We start from the raw sequence: 18936 nt of genomic DNA, 5'->3' as shown, positions 1-18936 counted from the left end.
CACAGACCTCACCACGGAAGAGAGACGAGACGCGAGATGAGCAACCCCTTCGACGACGCGGACGCCAGGTATCTGGTGCTGGTCAACGACGAGGGCCAGTACTCCCTGTGGCCGGTCTTCGCCGAGGTCCCGGCCGGCTGGACCGGCGTCCACGGCCCCGACGGGCGTCAGGCCTGCCTGGATCACATCAATGAGAACTGGACCGACATGCGCCCCAAGAGCCTTGTCGAGGCCATGGACGCGGCCGCCTCCTGACGGCCCACGAACCACCCCCCTCGCACCACAAGAACACCCATCCGAGAAACACACCCGAAGGAGCACACCATGTCCGAAGCGCGTGAGCAGCACCTGGACGAGCTGCGCGAGATCGTCGCCGAGGTGCTCGAGGTCGAGCCGGAGGAGATCACCGAGACCGGTTCGTTCGTGGAGGAGCACGAGGCGGACTCGCTCCGGGCGATCGAGATCCTCGCCCGGATCGAGAAGAAGTACAAGATCGACATCCCGCAGTCCGAGCTGCCGCGGATGGAGAACCTCAAGGCCGTCTACGACGTCGTGGCCAACCAGGCCGGCTGGCAGGACTGACCCCTTCGCACACCACGGCGACGACGACGTCACGAGGGAAGAAAGCGGATCACCGACATGAATGCTCCAGCTTCCCGGGACACCGGGGGACGGCAGATGGCCTGGGCCGGATACACGGCCGCGGTACTGGCCATCGTCTTCGGCCTGTTCAGCTTCTACTGGGCCGCCGGAGGCACCTTCGGCATCGACACCCTGGGCGGCGCGATCCAGCGGATGGCGGAACGCCGGAACTCCGGCTTCCTCGCGGTCGTCTGGATCACCGGCGCGCTCAAGGTCGCGGGCGGTCTCTTCTCGCTGTCGCTCGTCCGGCCGTGGGGCCGCGTCGTTCCCCGCCCGCTGATGCTTCTCGCGGGCTGGGGCGGCGCGGTGCTGCTGACCGTCTACGGCGCCCTGCAGGTCGGCAGCCTGCTGCTGGTGGCGTTCGGCGTGCTCACCCCGTCCGACCCCGTCGAGTGGAAGCCGCTGCTGTGGCGCCTGTTCGTCTGGGACATGTCGTTCCTGGTGTGGGGAATCCTGCTCTTCCTCGCCACCCGGACCTATGTCATGAACCATCCGCGGCGCCCGGAAAGGCGCGGAGGAAATTGATGTACGACAGCGCGCAGGACCTGGTCTTCGACCATGTCTTCCTGCGGATCGATGGACTCGTCCCCGATATCCGGCTCCTGCTCAAGATCGAGGGTTTCAATCCGGCCGGTTCGATCAAACTGAAGACCGCCATCGGACTGGTCGAGGACGCCGAACGGTGGAATCTTCTCAGACCCGGCGGCCACATCATCGAATCGTCCTCGGGCAATCTGGGAGTGGCGCTCGCCTCCGTGTGCGCCGCCAGGGGATACCGCTTCACCTGCGTCACCGACCCGAACACCTCACCCCAGAACGCGGCCCTGATCCGGGCCTTCGGGGCGACGGTGGTGGTCGTCGACAAGAAGGACGCCAACGGCGGCTATCTGCAGTCGAGGATCGACCACATCCACGACCGGCTGCGGGAGGACCCCTCCCTGTTCTGGCCGAACCAGTACGCCAACGAGGCCAACCCCCGGATCCACCGGGAGCGCACCGCCGCCGCCATCCTCGAGGAGGTCCCCGAGGTCGACCACCTGTTCATCGGGGCCGGCACCACCGGCACCCTGATGGGCTGCGCGGCCTACTTCCGCGAACGCTCCCCGCACACCCGGATCGTCGCGGTGGACACCGCGGGATCCGTCACCTTCGGTTTCCCGCCCGGCAAGCGGCATCTCCCCGGGCTGGGCACCAGCCGCAAGCCCGAGCTGTGCGACCCCCGGCTCGTCGACGACATCGTCATCGTCCCCGAGGTTGAGGCGGTCCGCATGTGCCGCACCATCGCCAGAAGCCGGGGCATCGCCACCGGCGGCTCCACCGGCTCGGTCCTGGCGGCCGTGGCGCGCAGGGGCCCGTCGCTGCCGCCCGGATCCACCGTCGTGGCCATCGCCCCCGACACCGGGGACCGCTATCTCAACACCATCTACGACGACGCCTGGGTCCAGGAACGCTTCGGACACCAGGCCCTGGCCCCGGCGGGCGCGGACGACCATCCGGACGCCGACGGCTCACTGCTCCTGAAAGGCTGACATGTTCGACTTCCATGTCGTCAGCGGCAAAACCGCCCGCCGGGTGATCGGCCGCTCCCGGTCGAGGATCGTTGACCAGGTGCGGGACACCTACCTCACCCATGACCTGGGTGACTCGGTCAATCCCAACAGCTACTTCCTGCGCTTCCCCGACAAGCCCGACAGCCGCATCATCGCCCTGCCCGCCTATCTGGGCGGAGAGCACTCGGTCGCCGGCATCAAGTGGATCGCCAGCTTCCCCGCCAATATCGAGCGCTCGGTGCCGCGCGCCTCGGCGGTCCTGCTGCTCAACGACTACGAGACCGGCTATCCGTTCGCCTGCCTCGAAGCCGCCCAGATCAGCGCCGCCCGTACCGCGGCCTCCGCCGTGCTCGCCGCCGAGACGCTGCACGGATCCCGGACCGCCCGGCGGCTCCTGGTGATCGGCGCGGGCATCATCGCCCGCAACATCCTGGAGTTCTTCACCGACCGCGACTGGCAACTCGACGAGGTGCTGGTGCACGACCGGGACCCGCGCTACGCCGAATCGCTCGCCGAGCATGTGTCCGGCGTCCTCGGCCACCGTACGAGCGTCGCCACCGACCGGGACAAGGCGATCGCGCAGGCCGATCTGGTGGTGCTCGCCACCACGGCAGGAGAGCCCTACATCACCCGGCCGGGCACCTTCGCCCCCGGTCAGGTCGTCCTCAACATCTCCCTGCGGGACATCGACCCGGAGATCATCGTGGGCGCCTGCAACATCCTGGACGACATCGACCACTGCCTCACGGCCAACACCTCGCCGCATCTGGCCGAGCAGAAGTTCGGCCACCGGGAGTTCATCAACGGCACCCTCGCGGATGTGATCCGCGGTCGCCGGAAGGTGGCCACCGACCGGCCCGTCATCTTCTCGCCCTTCGGCCTCGGCGTGCTGGACCTCGCCGTGGGCGCGTTCGTGCACCGGGCCGCCCTCGAGGCGAACGAGGCCACCGCCATCGAAGGATTCTTCGGTGAGACCACCCGCTGGTGAGCACCACCGGCTCGTGACCCGCCCTCCGCTCACCACTCACTGGCCCATATCCGGCCCCGAAGCATGAGGTAATTCCCATGTCCACACAACGCCGTGCCCTTGTCACCGGGGGATCGCGCGGTATCGGCGCGAGCGTCGCCCTCCGCCTCGCCCAGGACGGAATGGACGTCGCGTTCTGCTACCGCAGCGAGAAGGAGCGCGCCGAGGAGACCGCCGAGCGGATCCGCGAGCTGGGGGTGCGCTGCTTCCACGCGCCCTGTGACGTCGCGGACTTCGAGGCCGTGCAGTCCTTCATCAAGGAGGCCGAGGCCGACCTCGGCCCCATCGACACCCTCGTCAACTCGGCCGGCATCGTCCGCGACAACCCCCTCGTGCTGATGCCGGTGGAGGACTGGGACGCCGTCATCGACGCCAGCCTGACCGGTGTCTTCAACTTCTGCAGGTCGATGGCGTTCGGCTTCATGAAGCGCAAGCAGGGCGTCATCGTCAACGTCTCCTCGGTGGCCGGCGTCTACGGCAACAAGGCGCAGACCAACTACTCCGCCGCCAAGGCCGGTATCAACGGCATGAGCAAGGCGCTGGCCAAGGAGCTCGCCCCCTACGGCCTGCGGGTCAACGTCGTCGCCCCCGGGTTCATCGAGACCGACATGACCGCGGGCCTCACCGACAAGGTGCGCGCCCAGGCGATGGAGCTGGTCCCCATGCGCCGCTTCGGCACCCCCGAGGACGTGGCCGAACTGGTGTCGTTCCTGGTGTCCGACCGGGCCGGCTACATCACCGGGCAGATCCTCCAGGTCGACGGGGGCATCGTCCTGTGAGCCGCCGGTTCGCCGCCCCGCTCACCGCGGTCGACACGGTGGACATCGCGGACGCCCCGGCCGGCGCACGGGTGGAGGCGGTCAAGCGGATCGTCGGCGAGGACCCGTATCTCGTCGGCCACTACCCGGACTTCACCATCTACCCGGGTGTGTTCACCCTCGAATCCGTCCACCAGGCCATCCGCCACTGGGCCACCGAACGGCACGGCCCGGGTGCGGTCGCCGAACTGGCCGCCATCACCTCGATCAGCTTCGCGGCCCCGCTCCTGCCCGGGGACACCCTGCGCATCGGCTGCGATCTGACCGAACGCGACGACACCCCCGCGACGGTGCGGGCCAAGGTCCGCTGCCACCGCGGCGACGGTGCCCTGTCCGCCCGGATGACCCTCGAACTGCGCATCGACCGGAGGGACGGCGATGGTCACGCTTGAGCACGCCGACATCCGGCGTATCCTCCCGCACCGCCACCCCGTCCTGCTCGTGGACCGCGTCCTGGACCTCGAACCCGGCGTGCGCATCGTCGCCACCAAGACCGTGACCGGCAGCGAACCCTGCTACGCCGGTCTGGACGAGGACGTCCCCGTGTCCGCCTACGCCTATCCGGCCTCCCTGCTCGTCGAGTCGTTCGGCCAGACCGGCGCCGTGCTGTGGCTGTACTCCGCCGCCACGGCCGGGGAGCGGAGCGAGGGCACCCTCATCTTCGGCTCCGCCCGCGAGGTGACGATCACCGGCAGCGCCTACCCCGGCGATGTGCTGCGCCACACCGTCGAGATCGACCAGCTCATCGGCGACAACGCGTTCATGCGCGGCGAGACCTGGGTGGGCGACCGCCGCATCGCCACCCTCGGCTCGGTCCTCGCCGTCGTACGCGAGGGGCTCGCCGCCGGCACCGGCTCATGACCCTCCGCACGCCCCCCAACCCCGTCCCAGGCTTTTGCCAGCCACCCCCGTCCCCCTGCCGAATTCAGGAGAATTCCCATGTCCGAAGCGCGTGAGAAGCATCTGGACGAGCTGCGCGAGATCGTCGCCGAGGTGCTCGAGGTCGAGCCGGAGGAGATCACCGAGACCGGTTCGTTCGTGGAGGAGCACGAGGCGGACTCGCTCCGGGCGATCGAGATCCTCGCCCGGATCGAGAAGAAGTACAAGATCGACATCCCGCAGTCCGAGCTGCCGCGGATGGAGAACCTCAAGGCCGTCTACGACGTCGTGGCCAACCAGGCCGGCTGGCAGGACTGATCACCGATGAACCGACGAGTGGTCATCACCGGGCTCGGCCCGGTCTCCAGCATCGGCACCGGTGTCACGGCGTTCGGCCAGGCCCTGCGCGCCGGCACCAGTGGCATCTCCGCCATCTCCAGCTTCGACTCCTCCGGCTTCCCGCACTACATGGCCGGTGAGGTACCCGACTTCGACCCCAAGGCGCTGCTGCGCACCCTCTCCACATCCGAGTGGGGCCGCACCAGCTTGTTCGCGGCCGCCGCCGCGCGGCTGGCCGTCGAGGACGCCGGAATCGACGAGAAGGCGCTCGCGGGCGCCGCCGCCGGCTCCAGCATCGGTACCACCAGCGGAGAGTCCCAGGTCATCGAGGCCCTCACCGCCGAGTGGGTGCACAGCGGGCTGGACCAGATCACCCCGGCGTACGCGGCCCAGGTCCCGGCCTCCCGGCTGGCCGCTGCCGTCAACCAGGAACTCGGCCTCACCGGCGAGGCGGTGACCCTGTCCACCGCCTGCTCGGCCAGCAACTACGCACTCGGCTACGCCTACGACCAGATCGTCACCGGCGACGCCGACTACATGATCGCCGGTGGCGCGGACTCGGTGTGCCGCTGGGCGCACGCCGGTTTCTACCGGCTCGGCGCGCTCACCGAGAAGGTCTGCTCACCGTTCGACAAGGACCGCTCCGGCATCCTCACCGGCGAGGGCGGGGCCGCCCTCTTCCTGGAGTCCCTGGAGTCCGCCACCGAACGCGGCGCCCACATCTACGCCGAGGTGCTCGGCTACGGCCTCAATTGCGACGCCAACCACATGGTCGCCCCCGACCCGGTGAGCATCGCCGAGTGCATGCGCCGGGCCCACCACAACGCCGGTATCGCCCCCGCCGACATCGACTACATCTGCGCCCACGGCACCGGCACCCCGGCCAACGACGCGATGGAGGCCCAGGCCGTGGTCGAGGTCTTCGGCACCCGGCCCCCGCCGATCAGCTCCATCAAGTCCATGCTCGGCCACACCATGGGCGCGGCCAGCGGATTCGGCGCCATCGCCTCCGCACTCGCCATCGACGAGGGCTTCCTGCCCCCGACCACCAACTACCGCACCCCCGACCCCGAACTGCCCGCCATCGACCCCGTGCCGAACGAGAGCCGCCCGGCACAGCCCAAGGTCGTGCAGAACAACGGCTTCGCCTTCGGCGGCAACAACGCCATCACCATCCTCGGACGGGTCGCATGAACGCCACCGCCATCACCCCGGACACCCCCGGCCACCGGGGCGTCCGCGAGAACACCCTGGCCATCACCGGCTGGGGCGTCGTCACCTCCCTGGCCATCGGCGCCGGCGAGTTCACCACCGCCGTCGGCGAAGGCCGCAGCGGGCTGCGCGACGTCACCGGCATGTTCGACGAAGAGCTGCCCGAGCGCGAGGCGTTCGCCATGCCCGACTTCAAGGTGCGCGACCACCTCGGCCGCAAGGGCACCAGCTTCTTCGACCGCAGCACCTCCCTCGGTCTGCTGGGCTGCACCCTCGCCCTCGACGACACCGACCTGACCGTCACCGACGACAACCGCGACCGGGTCGGCATCGTCCTTGGCACCACCGCCGGCAGCATCAAGGCCACCAGCGACTACAGCCGCGAAACCCTGGAGGGCGACCGGCCGTTCCGGGTCAACCCGGTGCTGTTCCCCAACACCGTGATGAACTGCGCCGCCGGCCAGTCCGCGATCTGGCTGGGGCTCAAGGGCGTCAACGCCACCGTCGCCGGCGGTCGGCTCGCCGGGCTGAGCGCCCTGCGCTACGCCCGCAACCAGATCCGGCGCGGCTACGCGGACGCCCTGCTCGTCGGTTCCGCCGAGGAGTTCAGCCCGCACACCGCCTGGTTCAGCCACCGCCAGCACTCCGCCGAGGAGGGCCGGGCCAAGGTGGGCGAAGGCTCCGCCGTCTTCGTCGTGGAGAACGCCGAGGCGGCACGCGCCCAGGGACGCACCCCCGACGCCGAGGTCCTGGCGGTCGAGGTCGGCACCTACGGCGCCCCCGGCCGGGAGCTCGACGCCGGAGCCGGGCTCGCCGACTGCATCGGCCGCGCCCTGCGCCGCGCCGCGGTGGAACCGTCCCAGGTGCGGGCGGTCGCCACCGGCGAGAGCGGAATCGCCCGCCTGGACGACATCGAGCGCCGTGGTATCGAGAGCGCGCTCGGCGCCGAGGTGTGGCGGGTGCGGGCCACTGAGTGGGTCGGCGAGTGCCAGAGCGCCTCCGGCTCGCTGCAGATCGCCGCCCTGCTGGCCGGCCACCGCGGCCACCCGGAGCTGGACGGCGCGGTGTCCGTGGTCACCTCGGTCTCTCCCGACGGCGGTGTCGGCGCGGCCGTACTGAGGGGGTGGCACCGTGCACGTGGCGATCACCGGGGCTGAGCTGCTCACCTGCCACGGCGGCACCGACACCACCTTCGCCGCCCTGGCCAAGGGCGTCGACGGCAGCCAGGGCCTGCGGTTCTACGACACCGGCCGCATCAACGTCACCCGCGGCTACCACGTCGACGACTCCGCCGACGCCGAGTCCGAACTGCCGCTGCGGGCCGGGCGTTGGCTCACCCGCTGTGTCCTCGGCGCAGTCCGCCAGGCCGGGGTGGACCCGGCCGCCGAGCGGGTGTCCGTCATCGTCGGCACCGGACTGCGCGAACTGCGGGCCATGGAGCGCTGGGCCGTGGACGGCGTCCCGGTGCGCCGCCGGGATCTGCACTTCACCACCGCGGTCCGGGAGGTGCTGCCCGAGGTCACCGAGGTGATCACGGTGTCCAACGCCTGCTCCGCATCCGGCCACGCCCTCGCGCTCGCCCAGGACCTGCTCGCGGCGGGCGAGGCCGACGCGGTCGTCGCGGCGGGCTGCGACGCGATGAGCGAATCCATGCTCACCATGATCGGCCGGGTGGCCGACGCTCCCACGCCCGCACTCCAACCCTTCCAGGAGGGCCGCGCCGGTGTCCTGCTGGGCGAGGGCGCGGTGGCGGTCGTCCTGCGACGGGCCGCCGACGCCGGGCCCGGCGCACTCGCCACCGTCCTCGCCACCGGGCTCTCCTGCGACGCCCACCATGAGACCGCCCCGGACGCGGGCGGCATCGTCGCGGCCATGCGGGACGCCCACCGCCGCGCCGGGGTCAGCCCGCACGACATCGGCCTGGTCCTCGCCCATGGCACCGGCACGGCGCTCAACGACCCGACCGAGGCCGCCGCCCTGGACACGGTCTTCGCCGGTGCCGCCCCGGGCCCGCTGGTGACCGGCATCAAGGGCGCCATCGGGCACACCTCCGGCAGCGCGGCGCTGATGAGCCTGCTCGTCGCCGCCGAGGCGATGCGCTCCGGTTCGGTGCCCGCGACCGTGGGGCTGGCCGAGCCGATCGAGGCGGCCGCCGGACTGCGGCTGGTCGTCGGCGAACCCGCCCCGTGCGACGCCCGGGTGGCCCAGGTCAACGCCTTCGGATTCGGCGGAGTCAATGCCGTCAGCGTGATCGGGGTGGACCGATGACCATGAACTCCGACGGGGTGACCGTCACCGCACACGCCCTCCATGTGCCCGATCCGATCGGTGGCTTCGCGGCGACCGCGGCGGGGGAGCTCTTCTCCTCCGTGGCCCCGGAACCGGCCTGCGGCCCGGACCAGGCGCACACCGTACTGGGCCGCAAGGGGCTGCTGTTCAAGGAGGACGCGACCCGGCTGGCGCTGTGCGCGGTCCACCGTGCCTTCGCACTGCCCCCGGGCAAGCTCACCGAACCGCTCCCCGGAGCGGAACACACCGCCGTCGTCGTCAGCTCCAACGTCGGCAACGCCCGGACCGTCCGCGACATCGTGGCCGAGATGCGGGCCGGCTCCGCCCACGACGTCAGCCCGCTGAACGGTCCCAACGCCTCCAGCAATGTGATCGCCAGCACCCTCGCCATCCGCTACGGCTTCACCGGGCCCAATCTGATGGTGTGCTCCGGCGCCACCTCCGGTCTGGACGCCGTCCGGCTGGGCGCCCTGCTGCTGCGCGGCGAACGCGCCCGCCGGGTCGTGGTGGTCGGGGTCGAACCCGATGACGAGGTGGCCCGCGGGCTGGCCGCCCTCCGCCCCGCCGCACCCGGCACCGCGCTGCCGGTCCCGCTCCGGGCCGCCGCCGCCTGCGTCGTACTGGAACCCGGCGGGACCGGACCGCGCCTGGGCGGCGTGCGCCGGCACACCCGGCCGGACGACATCGCCGACACCCTCGCGCCGCCCACCGCGCTCCGGCTCACCGCTCCCGGGGCCCCGGGAGCCGGTGGCGGCATCGACCTCACCGCGCATCTGGGCGAGGTCTACGGAGCGCTCGGCGTGGTCCAACTGGCCGTGGCCGCCGCCTGGCTGGGCTCCGGGCAGCCGTCCGGGCCGGGTGGGGCGCTGATCACCTGCGGTGACGGCGAGGACGGCTACGCCTCGGTGCGGCTCGACCCGGCGGTCGTCCCCGCCCTCGCGGGAGGCGGTTGACATGGCGGAGTCGAACGGGGCGCGCCCGGGATCCCCGCCCGACTGGTGGACAGCGGTGGCCGAGGTCCACAGGACGCGGGAGCGGCTGGCCGTGCTGGGGACGTCCCCGGCACCGCACCCCGGCCCTCCCGTGGTGGCCCTGGTACACGGTCTCGAAGGCGGGTGGGCCGGATGGCAGCCGCTGGCCGGAGAGCTGGCGGGCCGCTGCCGGACCTACGCGCTCGACCTGCCGTGGCGCGCGGGCAACCGCTACCGCTGGCGGCACCACGGCACCCCCGCGCACTGGCTGCGCGAGGCGCTCGCCCTGGTCCCCGAGCCCGTGGACATCCTGATCGGCCACTCCTTCGGAGCCAACGCCGTCCTGGAACACCTGGCCGACCGGGACGGCGCGCCCCAGCCGCGCGCCGCGGTACTCCTCGCCCCGTTCTTCCGCCCCGAATCCCTCCGGGTGGACTGGCCCCTGCACGACGCGGCGCTGGCGGGCTTCCGGCAGATCATCGCCGACGGCGTACGCGTCGGACTGGGGAGACGGGCCCAGGACCTGGACCCCGAGGTGCTCGCCGCCATGGCGGACACCACCGTCGAGCGGATCGGCCCGGTCGGATTCCTCACCCTGTTCCTGCAGTTCACCGGCACCACCGAACTGGACCTGGGCGCCGTCACCGTGCCCACCCTCGTCCTGGCCGGACACGGCGACGCCTCGCTGTCCGAGGACCGCGCGGCGGCCCTGGCCACCGCCATGCCCGCGGCGACGGTCCGCAGACGCCCCGGCTACACCCACTTCTGCCATGCGGAGCAGCCCGGGGACGTCGGCGCGGACATCACCGGCTTCCTGGACGACCTCACCGCCCTCCCGGTGGCCACCTCCCTCGCCACCACCCTTCTCACCACAAAGGAATGACCATGACGGAGCTGCTGGACGGCACCCTCACCACCCCCGTGGGCAGGCCCCGCTACGAGGGCGCCAACATCCGCACCTGGATCGGCTTCAAGCACTTCATGTATCTGACGGAGGAGGCGGTCCTCCAGTACTTCCGCGAGCGCGGGGTGGGTGCGGAGACGCTGTACCACACTTACGGCCTCGGCCTGGAGATCGTCGACCACTCGGTCAGCCTGCCCGCCACGCTCGGCATCGACGACGAGGTCACCGCCGTCGTGGAGCCGGGCAAGCCCAAGCCCGGCCACGGCGCCCCGTTCAAGCTCCGGCTGACCGTCGAGCGGGACGGCGAGACCGTCACCGTCCTCACCGGCAAGATCCGGGTCGCCCTGGTCACCCTGAAGGACGCCCCGGCCGGCATCCAGCCCGTCCCCGCCCATCTGGAGCCCTACACGGTCCCCGAGGTGGCCGCCCTCGCCGACGCCGCGGACCACGAGCCCCGGACCGTCGCCGACAGCGAGCTGTCCGCCGTTCTCACCCCGGCCGGCTCCAACGCCTTCCTGTGGTCCTGGCGGATCCCGTACTTCTACTGCCACTTCTCCGACCGGCTCCAGCACTCCGGCTACGTCCGGGCCATGGAGGAGGTCGTGGACCGATTCCTGGAGGACCGCGGCATCTCCATCCGCACCATGCTCGTCGAGCGCGGCTGGATCCCCGTGGTGTCCCGCGCCCGGGTGCACATGCTCGCCGACGCACTCATGGAAGAGACCCTGCACACCGTGTTCACCGTCCAGGAGATCCTCAAGGACGTGATGTACACCGCCACCTTCGACACCTATGTCCACCGCGACGGACGGCTGGTGCACACCGCCACCGGGAGCATCATGCACGGCTACGCCGTCAGCCGCGGCGAACTGGCCGGCAGCCTCGCCGAGTTCGACGACACCACCCGCGCCGCGCTGCTGGGGGACGCCCGATGAAGCGACCGCCCCGCCTCTACTTCAACCTGCGCTCCCCGTTCAGCTGGATGGGGCTCAAGCGGCTGGAGGAGCGCTTTCCGCAGGCCCCGGAGGTCATCGAGTACTACCCGTACTGGGACCCGGACGAGAGGACCCGGGCCGCGCTGGAGGAGCGCGACTCCGGCTTCCACTACACCCAGATGAGCAAGGCCAAGCACCTGTACATCCTCCAGGACACCAAGCGGCTCTCCACCCGCTTCGGATACACCATGTCCTGGCCGGTGGACATCGACCCGTGGTGGGAGCTGCCGCATCTGGCCTGGCTGAAGGCGCGCCACCTCGGCCGTGAGCGTGACTTCTACGCGGCGGTGTCCGCCGCCCGCTGGGAGCGCGGCGAGAACATCTGCGACACCGAGGTGCTGCACCGGGTGGCCGAGGCGGCCGGGTTCGACGGCGACGAGATGGTGGCCGCCGCCCACGACCCCGCACTGCGTGCCGAAGGCGTGGACGCCCTCGCCGCCGCCTACGACGACGATGTGTTCGGCATCCCGTACTTCAAGGTCGGACGCCACCGCTTCTGGGGCCTGGACCGGGTCGACGGCTTCCTCGACGAGCTGATCCCGGCCCTGCGGAAGGCCGGTGTGGACGTGGCCGAGCCGATGCCCGAAGCCATCGACGACCAGGTGCCAGCCGCACTGCTGGAGCGGGTCGGCGCCTACGACTCCGACTCCGCCGGCGGCTGCGGCTGAGGCCAGGAGAGATCCCATGCTCATGAACCCCGTCAACGCGGCCGTCGCCCCGCGCGGCCGCACCGTACTGCTCAGCAGCGTGTCCTCGGATTCCCACACCTGGAACCTCGTCTTCCTTCAGCTGCTGCTGGAGGAGATGGGCCACCGCGTCATCAACCTCGGCGCGTGTGTGCCGGACGAACTGCTGGTCCGGGAATGCTCCGCGATCCGTCCCGACCTGGTGGTGATCAGCACGGTCAACGGTCATGGGCAGGTGGACGGCGCGCGGCTGATCGGCAAGCTCCGATCCGAGCCGCGGACCCGGGACACCCCGGTGGTGATCGGCGGAAAGCTGGGCATCACCGGGGGCGCCGAGGCGGACGGCATGGCGCGGCGGCTCGTCTCGGCGGGCTTCAGCGCCGTGTTCCAGGACGACGCCGAACCGGCCGAGATCGGCCGGTTCCTGGCCTCCCTGGACCACCCCGCCCCCCGCCACCCCGTCGCCGCCTCATGACCACATCCGGCTCCTTCGCCGGGCTGGCCGCCCGCCGGCGCGCCACGGGGCTGCTGGTCCAGCCCCGGATGGGCTTCAGCGACCCACGATGGATGCGCGCGGGGCTGGAGGCCGTCCGGCGGGCGCGGGCGGCCACCGTCGGCACCCTCACCCTGGACAGCTATACGCGGGTGAAGGACTACGCCACGGCCGAGCGCGCCCTGGCCGATGGCTTTCCGCTCAACGGCTATCCGCTCGTCACCCACGGCCCGGACACCACCCGTGCCGTCCTCGACGGCATCCAGGGCCCCGGCTTCCCGGTCCAGGTCAGACACGGCTCGGCGCTGCCGGACGACATCATCGCCGCGCTCGTCACAGCCGGGCTGGACGCCACCGAGGGCGGGCCCGTCTCGTACTGCCTGCCCTACAGCCGGGTCCCGCTGCGGGAGGCCACCGCGAGCTGGGCACGCTCCTGCGAGCGGTTCGCGGAGCTGCGGGACCGGGGCGTCGAGCCCCATCTGGAGAGCTTCGGCGGGTGCATGATGGGCCAGCTGTGCCCGCCCGGACTGCTCATCGCCATCACCGTGCTCGAAGGGCTCTTCTTCCACCGGCACGGGCTGCGGAGCATCTCGCTCAGCTACGCCCAGCAGACCGACGCCCGGCAGGACGAGGAGGCGGTGGCCGCGCTGCGGTCGCTGGCCACCGCGTTCCTGCCGGACGACACCGACTGGCACATCGTGGTGTACACCTACATGGGCAAGTACCCGCGTACCCACGGCGGTGCCCTCCTCGTGCTGCGCGCGGCCGCCGAACTCGCCGTCCGCACGGGCGCCACCCGGCTCATCGTCAAGACACCGGCCGAGTCGTACCGCATCCCCACCATCGAGGAGAACGTCGAGGCGCTGGAGTTGGCGGGCGCCGCCGCGGCGGCCGAAGCCACCAGGAGACTCCCGGACCCCGCCCGGGCCCCGGACACCGGTATCGCCGCCGAGGCCCGGCAGCTCATCGAGGCCGTGCTCGACCTCCACCCGGACGTCGGACAGGCCCTGGTGCGCGCCTTCGCCAAGGGCTATCTCGATGTGCCGTACTGTCTGCACTCCGACAACCACGGACGCTCCCGTGGCTATATCGACGAGGCGGGGCGGCTGCGCTGGGCATCCGTCGGCTCGATGCCCATCCGGGGCATCACCGGCGGGACACGCGAACACACCGTCGGCAGCTCGGAGTTGCTGTCGGCGCTGTCGTACGTGGAACGCACACACGATCTGCTGGCCCTGCGGAGCCAGGACATGAGGACAAGCGATGCACTGGACGCTGGAACGACTGCTGCCGACCTTCGACAAGCGTGAACACCACAACCGCCGGATCGACGCCCCGCCGGAGCGGGTCTGGCAGGAACTCATGGACCTGCGGGTCGGCGAACTCGCCGTCACCCTCGGCCTGATGCGGGTGCGCGGCGGCCCCAAAACCTGGGTGGGCGGTGTCGACACCGGCGCCCACCAGGGCATGGACCTGCGGGTCCTGGAGTCGATGGCACCCCGGGAGATGGCCGCCGACCCGCCCCATGAGGTGGTGCTCGGCGACATCGCCCGCTACACCGCGCTGCGCCCCACGCGCCCGGACGTCCAACGCGGCGATCCGGAGGCGTTCGCACACTTCGACGAGGCGGGCTGGTCCAAGGTGGTGATGAACTTCCGCCTCACCCCCGAGGGCGACGGCACCCTGCTGTCCACCGAGACCCGGGTCCTGAACACCGACCCCGCCACCCGCCGCGCCTTCGCCCTGTACTGGGGGTTCATGCGGGCGGGCAGCGGCATGATCCGCCATGACCTGCTGCGGGCCATCGCGAAGAAGGTGGCCACCACCGCGGGCTAGGACGGCCTGGCCGCCGGTCGACCCGAGGGGCCCACCCACCCTCGTCAAAGGGGCCCGTCAGCAGGCCGACGGGCCCTGGTGGGCAGCGACGCTAGGCCCGCTCCTGCCCGTCCGCCACTACCACGCAGGCGCTGAGATGCCAGGTCTCGTCCTCCTTCGCGGACAGCTCCAGGTCCACCTCGCGTCCGGAGGATCCGCCGTCCAGCGGGATCCGGAGCCAGGTGAACTCCCGGCCGTCGAGCTGCTCGCTCCGGGCCTTCTCGATCCCGTCCACGCGGACGGTCAGCGACCTGTTGAGGGTGTTGGGGTCGCCGGTGAGCAGATGGGCGGTGCAGCGTCCGGCGGGCAGCTTCAGCCGCAGCACGGTCGGGGCGCTGTCGCGTACGTAGTCGCGGCGGACGACATCGAAGAGTCCGGTGTCCGTGGCGTCGGGCGTGTTGCCGACCCAGCCGAAGCCGGCGCCCTCGTGCCAGCCGCTCGACGGTGAGAGCCGGGTGTAGTCCTTCAGCAGCGGCGCCGAGTCGGGCCCGGCGTCCAGCGCGTGTACGCATCGCGCGGCGGGTGGGACGACGACGGCCTTGGCCAGACTGCGCAGCGAGGAGTCGAGCACCGGCACCGCACCCGACCTCGGTCGCGCGTGCAGGGTGGCGAGCGCGGGCGTCGGCGGCGGCACGACGGGCATCTTCACCGTCTCGCCCTCCCGCGAGGCCACGTAGGCGGTCGCCTCCTCGGACCGCCAGCCCTCGGGTACATCCAGCGTGGTCACCGTGCGCAGCCCGGCGCCCGTCGCGTTGAGGACCTGCACCGGAAGCTCGTTGCGTTCGCCGCCCAGCAGCACCGTGTCGGCGGGGGCGACGATCGCCTGGAGCCAGGCGCGGCGCTCATCCCGGATCCGGCTCAGGTCGAACCAGTAGGCGACCAGGGTGTCCCGCCACTTGGCGGCCTCGGTGATCTGCTCCCCGAACAGGCGGTGCACATCGCCGAACCGGCGGTGGTCGACGCGGCGGCGCAGCCCCTCCCAGTCCGTGCGCATGTCCGCCACCCGTGCCGCGCCGGAGAAGTGCGTGTCGTAGATGTGCTGGATCACGGTCGTGCCGCGCTCCAGCCGGTGGGTGTACGGGACATGGTGGAGGAAGAGGAGCAGTTCCTCGGGGCAGTTCTCCAGCGACTCGTAGGTGTCCCGTGTGGCCGGCGCGTACAGCTCGGTGTAGCCGTTGCCGGTGGCGGCGGTGCGGTCGTAGCCGATGCCCGTGCGGTCCGACTTGTGGAACTGGGTGGTCGTCGTCGGGCTGGGGTCGAAGTGCCCGGTCACCGAGGCGTCCGGCGGATGGGTGAGATATCCCGTGCCCAGCGGCGAGGTGTAGTCCTCGTAGGTGCGCCAGGAGTCCAGCAGCAGGGCGGAGACCGTCTCGATGACGTGCGGGTCGTTGCCGAAGGTCATTCGGGTCCACTCGGCGGCCAGGTCCTGCGCGGACAGGTCCGGGTTCCAGGCCAGCCGTCCGTAGCCGTGGGTGTTGGCGGCGGCCAGGTGTGAGCCGGTCCAGTTCCTGGCATCGCCGAAGTTCATCACGCCGGCGAATCCGCAGTGCGTGTAGGAGTGCACCCGGCCGGTCACGACACGGGCCACGGTGCTGCCCTCGCCGGCCTTGAGTGTGTCGAAGTCCAGGGCTTCCCTCCACTGCGGAACCAGATAGCACAGATGGGTGGCGTGGCCCGTGTACTCCTGCGTCACCTGGAGTTCGATCATCGAGTTGGTATGTGGCAGTGAGCCGAAGAGCGGGTGGGCGGGCTCGCGCACCTGGAAGTCGATCGGCCCGTTCTTGATCTGCGCCACGGCGTTGTCCGCGAACTTCCCGTCCAGCGGCGTGAAGTCGAGGTAAGCCTGCCGGTCCCACTTCTCGTCAGTGTCGTGCACGAACGCCCGCCACATCACGATCCCGCCGTACGGTCTCAGCGCGCCCGCCAGCAGGTTGGCCCCGTCGGCGTGGGTGCGTCCGTAGTCCAATGGCCCGGGACGGCCCTCGGAGTTGGCCTTCACCAGGAAGCCGCCGAAGTCCTCGATCTTGCCGTAGATCTCCTCGGCCTTCTTCGTCCACCAGCCGCGCACCCCGGGGTCGAAGGGGTCGGCGGTGTTCAGTCCGCCCAGGTCGATGGGGGCGGCGAAGTTCGCCGTGACGTACAGCGCCACGCCGTAGCGGCGCAGCACCCCGGCCAGCGCGGCCAGTTTGGTCAGGAAGGGCTCGGCGAGGTAGTCCGCCGGCGTGTTGACATTGTTGATCACGGCGCCGTTGATGCCGAGCGAGGCCAGGACCCGTGCGTAGTCCGTGTACCGGGTGTCGAGTCGCGGCAGCTTCTCCCAGTCGAAGAAGGACCGGCCCGCATAGCCGCGCTCGATCGAACCGTCGTCGTTGTCCCAGTGGTCGGCCATGCGCAGCGGGGCGGCCGGGCGCTCCGTGAGATCGACGTGCTCCAGCGGCCGTCGGGTCTGTACGAGCCGCAGCAGGTGGAACGCACCGTAGAGCACACCGCGGTCGGCGTGGGCCGCCACTACGGTGAAGTCCCTGCCGCGCCGGGTGACCCGGCGGACGACGTAGCCCTCGTCGCCGAGCTCGGCCAGGTCGGCCGCGGGCACGAGCTCTCGGATCAGGGTGGAACTCGTCGGGGTGCCCACCACAAGTGCCGCGTGTAAGGGGGCGCTGGTGCGAGGCGCCACCCGGGTACCGAGCAGCCCGGTGAGCCCGCGGACCAACTCCTCCACCGCCGACCGCTGGAGCGGGCCGCCTCCCTGCCAGACCAGGGTCCCCAACGCGGCCCGGTACCGCCCCAGTTGACCGGGATCCTCCACCCGCCGGTAGCGCAGCCACAGGTCGTACCCGTCCTCGGCGGGCAACGTGGCCGCGGACGGTCCGGCGCCGTGGACCGGCTGTGCCGACGCCGGGACGGAGAGGCCGAGCGAACCGGCTGTGCTTCCCAGAGCGGCCGCGGACAGAAGGCTGCGGCGCCGTATTCCTGAGCTCATGCGTCTCACTTCCGTTGAAGAACGAACAGTGCACATCCAGGCCAGGACCAAGCTCCGCAACCGTCACACTCATCACGACACGTGTCAACGCAACGAACCACAAGGGAACATGGCGCCCTTGTCACCTATCAAAATCCAACAAACCTGAGCCTGCGTCAGGGCGCGTCCGCTGTGCGGGCGAGCGCTGACGCGTGGTGGTGGAAGGCGCGGCGGACCGCCGGGAAGCGGCGGGGCTCGCGGCTGGGGTGGACGCGGTTGGTGAGCAGGGCGTAGTAGCGGCCTCCCGCTCCGTCCGCCCCCGGCTCCACCCACAGGCTCGTCCCCGTAAAGCCCGTGTGGCCGTACGAGGACGGACCCATCGCCGTACCGACCGGCGAGCCCACCGCGTCCTGCCCCTGCCAGCCGAGGCAGCGGCGCAGCGGGAGACCCTCCGTATGGCAGGCGGTCATCCGGGCGAAGCCGGGCGCGCTCAGCAGACCCTCGCCGCCCGCCGCGAGCGCCCGGCCCAGCCGGTCCACGTCGGACAGTGACGCGAACAGGCCGGCGTGGCCACAGACTCCGCCGAGCACCACCGCGTTCTCGTCGTGCACCTGGCCGGTCACCAGGCGGCCGCGCCAGGTGCACAGCTCCGTGGAGACCGCGCGCTCGCGGGCCGCCTGGCCGGGCGCGAACACCGTCTCGCGCATGCCGAGCGGCGCGCACACCTGCTGTGCGACCAGCTCGTCCAGGCCGGTGGCGGTGGCCTGTTCGAGGATCAGGCCGAGCAGGATGAAGCCCGCGGAGGAGTACTCCACCACCGTGCCCGGCGCCCCGCGCAGCGGCAGCTCGCGGAGGGCGGCCAGCAGCCCGTCCCGGTCGGAGTGCGCGCGCCACAGGGGGGTACCGCCGGGCAGTCCGGAGGTGTGGGCGAGCAACTGCGCGAGGGTGATGTCCGCCTTGCCGGGCACGCGGCGGTACTCCGGCAGGTACGCGCCGACCGCCTCGTCGAGGCGCAGCGCTCCCGCCTCCGCCAGCCGCAGTGCGGCCAGGCCCACGATCGGCTTCGTCACCGAGGCCAGATCCCACAGCTCGGTGCCGTTCAGCTCCGCCCCGCCCCAACTGCGGGTGCCCAGATGCCCGTGCACCGTCCGCCCGGCCGCGGTGCCGACCGACCAGGCGGCCGCGGAGTAGATCCCGGTCCGGCGGCCTGCCGCCAGGAGGCCTTCGAGCAGCGGCGGTTCGTCTGCCGGGCGCGGTCCGGCTGTTCCCGTCGGGTCCGCGCCCAGGGTGGTCCGAC

Annotated in this window: 21 protein-coding genes; 19 read left to right on the top strand and 2 right to left on the bottom strand. The window is 71.3% G+C overall.

Annotation, left to right across the window (positions count from 1 at the left end):
- Positions 1-36 precede the first annotated feature (36 nt).
- From CGL27_RS02360 to CGL27_RS02270, 19 genes are all read left to right on the top strand, one after another.
- Entirely contained in the window at positions 37-255 is a 219-nt protein-coding gene (locus CGL27_RS02360) for an MbtH family protein (RefSeq protein ID WP_078638235.1), read from the top strand.
- Positions 256-324: 69 nt separating this feature from the next.
- Positions 325-582, top strand: coding sequence for an acyl carrier protein (locus CGL27_RS02355; protein WP_119984110.1), 258 nt, complete (start codon positions 325-327; stop codon positions 580-582).
- A gap of 57 nt (positions 583-639) precedes the next feature.
- The gene (locus CGL27_RS02350) at positions 640-1167 is read left to right on the top strand and encodes a DUF3995 domain-containing protein (protein ID WP_078638233.1); all 528 of its coding nucleotides are present in this window, start codon (positions 640-642) and stop codon (positions 1165-1167) included.
- Positions 1167-2171 carry a 2,3-diaminopropionate biosynthesis protein SbnA gene (gene sbnA / locus CGL27_RS02345; protein ID WP_078638232.1) on the top strand — a complete coding sequence of 335 codons (1005 nt, stop codon included), beginning with the start codon at positions 1167-1169 and terminating at the stop codon, positions 2169-2171. Before CGL27_RS02350 ends, sbnA begins: the two co-directional genes overlap by 1 nt.
- A 1-nt stretch (position 2172) precedes the next feature.
- Positions 2173-3180 (top strand): 2,3-diaminopropionate biosynthesis protein SbnB, encoded by a 1008-nt coding sequence (gene sbnB / locus CGL27_RS02340; protein WP_119984108.1) that lies wholly within the window; start codon positions 2173-2175, stop codon positions 3178-3180.
- 77 nt (positions 3181-3257) lie between these two features.
- Positions 3258-3998 carry a 3-oxoacyl-[acyl-carrier-protein] reductase gene (fabG, locus tag CGL27_RS02335; RefSeq protein WP_078638230.1) on the top strand — a complete coding sequence of 247 codons (741 nt, stop codon included), beginning with the start codon at positions 3258-3260 and terminating at the stop codon, positions 3996-3998.
- On the top strand, positions 3995-4429 hold the full coding sequence (locus tag CGL27_RS02330; RefSeq protein ID WP_119984106.1) for a hypothetical protein: 435 nt from the start codon (positions 3995-3997) through the stop codon (positions 4427-4429). Before fabG ends, CGL27_RS02330 begins: the two co-directional genes overlap by 4 nt.
- Positions 4416-4898, top strand: a complete 483-nt coding sequence (locus CGL27_RS02325; protein WP_119984104.1) for a beta-hydroxyacyl-ACP dehydratase — start codon at positions 4416-4418, stop codon at positions 4896-4898. The genes CGL27_RS02330 and CGL27_RS02325 overlap by 14 nt, the downstream gene beginning before the upstream one ends.
- Positions 4899-4976: 78 nt before the next feature.
- The gene (locus CGL27_RS02320; protein ID WP_078638227.1) at positions 4977-5234 is read left to right on the top strand and encodes an acyl carrier protein; all 258 of its coding nucleotides are present in this window, start codon (positions 4977-4979) and stop codon (positions 5232-5234) included.
- 6 nt (positions 5235-5240) lie between these two features.
- A complete protein-coding gene (locus tag CGL27_RS02315; protein WP_119984102.1) occupies positions 5241-6449 on the top strand; it encodes a beta-ketoacyl-[acyl-carrier-protein] synthase family protein in 1209 nt (402 codons plus the stop codon).
- Positions 6446-7624 (top strand): beta-ketoacyl synthase N-terminal-like domain-containing protein, encoded by a 1179-nt coding sequence (locus CGL27_RS02310; RefSeq protein ID WP_119984100.1) that lies wholly within the window; start codon positions 6446-6448, stop codon positions 7622-7624. The genes CGL27_RS02315 and CGL27_RS02310 overlap by 4 nt, the downstream gene beginning before the upstream one ends.
- A complete protein-coding gene (locus CGL27_RS02305) occupies positions 7599-8735 on the top strand; it encodes a beta-ketoacyl synthase N-terminal-like domain-containing protein (RefSeq protein WP_119984098.1) in 1137 nt (378 codons plus the stop codon). The genes CGL27_RS02310 and CGL27_RS02305 overlap by 26 nt, the downstream gene beginning before the upstream one ends.
- On the top strand, positions 8732-9709 hold the full coding sequence (locus CGL27_RS02300) for a beta-ketoacyl synthase N-terminal-like domain-containing protein (protein WP_119984096.1): 978 nt from the start codon (positions 8732-8734) through the stop codon (positions 9707-9709). The genes CGL27_RS02305 and CGL27_RS02300 overlap by 4 nt, the downstream gene beginning before the upstream one ends.
- Position 9710: 1 nt before the next feature.
- On the top strand, positions 9711-10610 hold the full coding sequence (locus tag CGL27_RS02295; protein ID WP_119984094.1) for an alpha/beta fold hydrolase: 900 nt from the start codon (positions 9711-9713) through the stop codon (positions 10608-10610).
- Positions 10611-10612: 2 nt separating this feature from the next.
- Complete coding sequence (locus tag CGL27_RS02290; RefSeq protein WP_119984092.1) at positions 10613-11566, top strand: thioesterase family protein; 954 nt, start codon at positions 10613-10615, stop codon at positions 11564-11566.
- A complete protein-coding gene (locus CGL27_RS02285; protein WP_119984090.1) occupies positions 11563-12294 on the top strand; it encodes a DsbA family protein in 732 nt (243 codons plus the stop codon). Before CGL27_RS02290 ends, CGL27_RS02285 begins: the two co-directional genes overlap by 4 nt.
- A 16-nt stretch (positions 12295-12310) precedes the next feature.
- On the top strand, positions 12311-12787 hold the full coding sequence (locus tag CGL27_RS02280; RefSeq protein WP_078638219.1) for a cobalamin-dependent protein: 477 nt from the start codon (positions 12311-12313) through the stop codon (positions 12785-12787).
- Entirely contained in the window at positions 12784-14115 is a 1332-nt protein-coding gene (locus CGL27_RS02275) for a methylaspartate mutase (protein WP_119984088.1), read from the top strand. The genes CGL27_RS02280 and CGL27_RS02275 overlap by 4 nt, the downstream gene beginning before the upstream one ends.
- A complete protein-coding gene (locus CGL27_RS02270) occupies positions 14069-14641 on the top strand; it encodes a hypothetical protein (protein ID WP_119984086.1) in 573 nt (190 codons plus the stop codon). The genes CGL27_RS02275 and CGL27_RS02270 overlap by 47 nt, the downstream gene beginning before the upstream one ends.
- A 91-nt stretch (positions 14642-14732) precedes the next feature.
- Here the strand turns inward: CGL27_RS02270 and CGL27_RS02265 are convergent, their stop codons facing one another.
- Together CGL27_RS02265 and CGL27_RS02260 are read right to left on the bottom strand one after the other, a co-directional pair.
- Positions 14733-17660 carry an alpha-glucuronidase family glycosyl hydrolase gene (locus CGL27_RS02265; RefSeq protein WP_119984084.1) on the bottom strand — a complete coding sequence of 976 codons (2928 nt, stop codon included), beginning with the start codon at positions 17658-17660 and terminating at the stop codon, positions 14733-14735.
- A gap of 155 nt (positions 17661-17815) precedes the next feature.
- Positions 17816-18871, bottom strand: a complete 1056-nt coding sequence (locus tag CGL27_RS02260) for a serine hydrolase domain-containing protein (protein ID WP_162953254.1) — start codon at positions 18869-18871, stop codon at positions 17816-17818.
- Positions 18872-18936: the final 65 nt, after the last annotated feature.

This window comes from Streptomyces sp. 11-1-2, assembly GCF_003595545.1.
Lineage (GTDB): Bacteria > Actinomycetota > Actinomycetes > Streptomycetales > Streptomycetaceae > Streptomyces > Streptomyces hygroscopicus_B.
The sequence above is the reverse complement of the archived record's forward strand: the minus strand, read 5'-3'. Positions and strand labels throughout refer to the sequence as shown.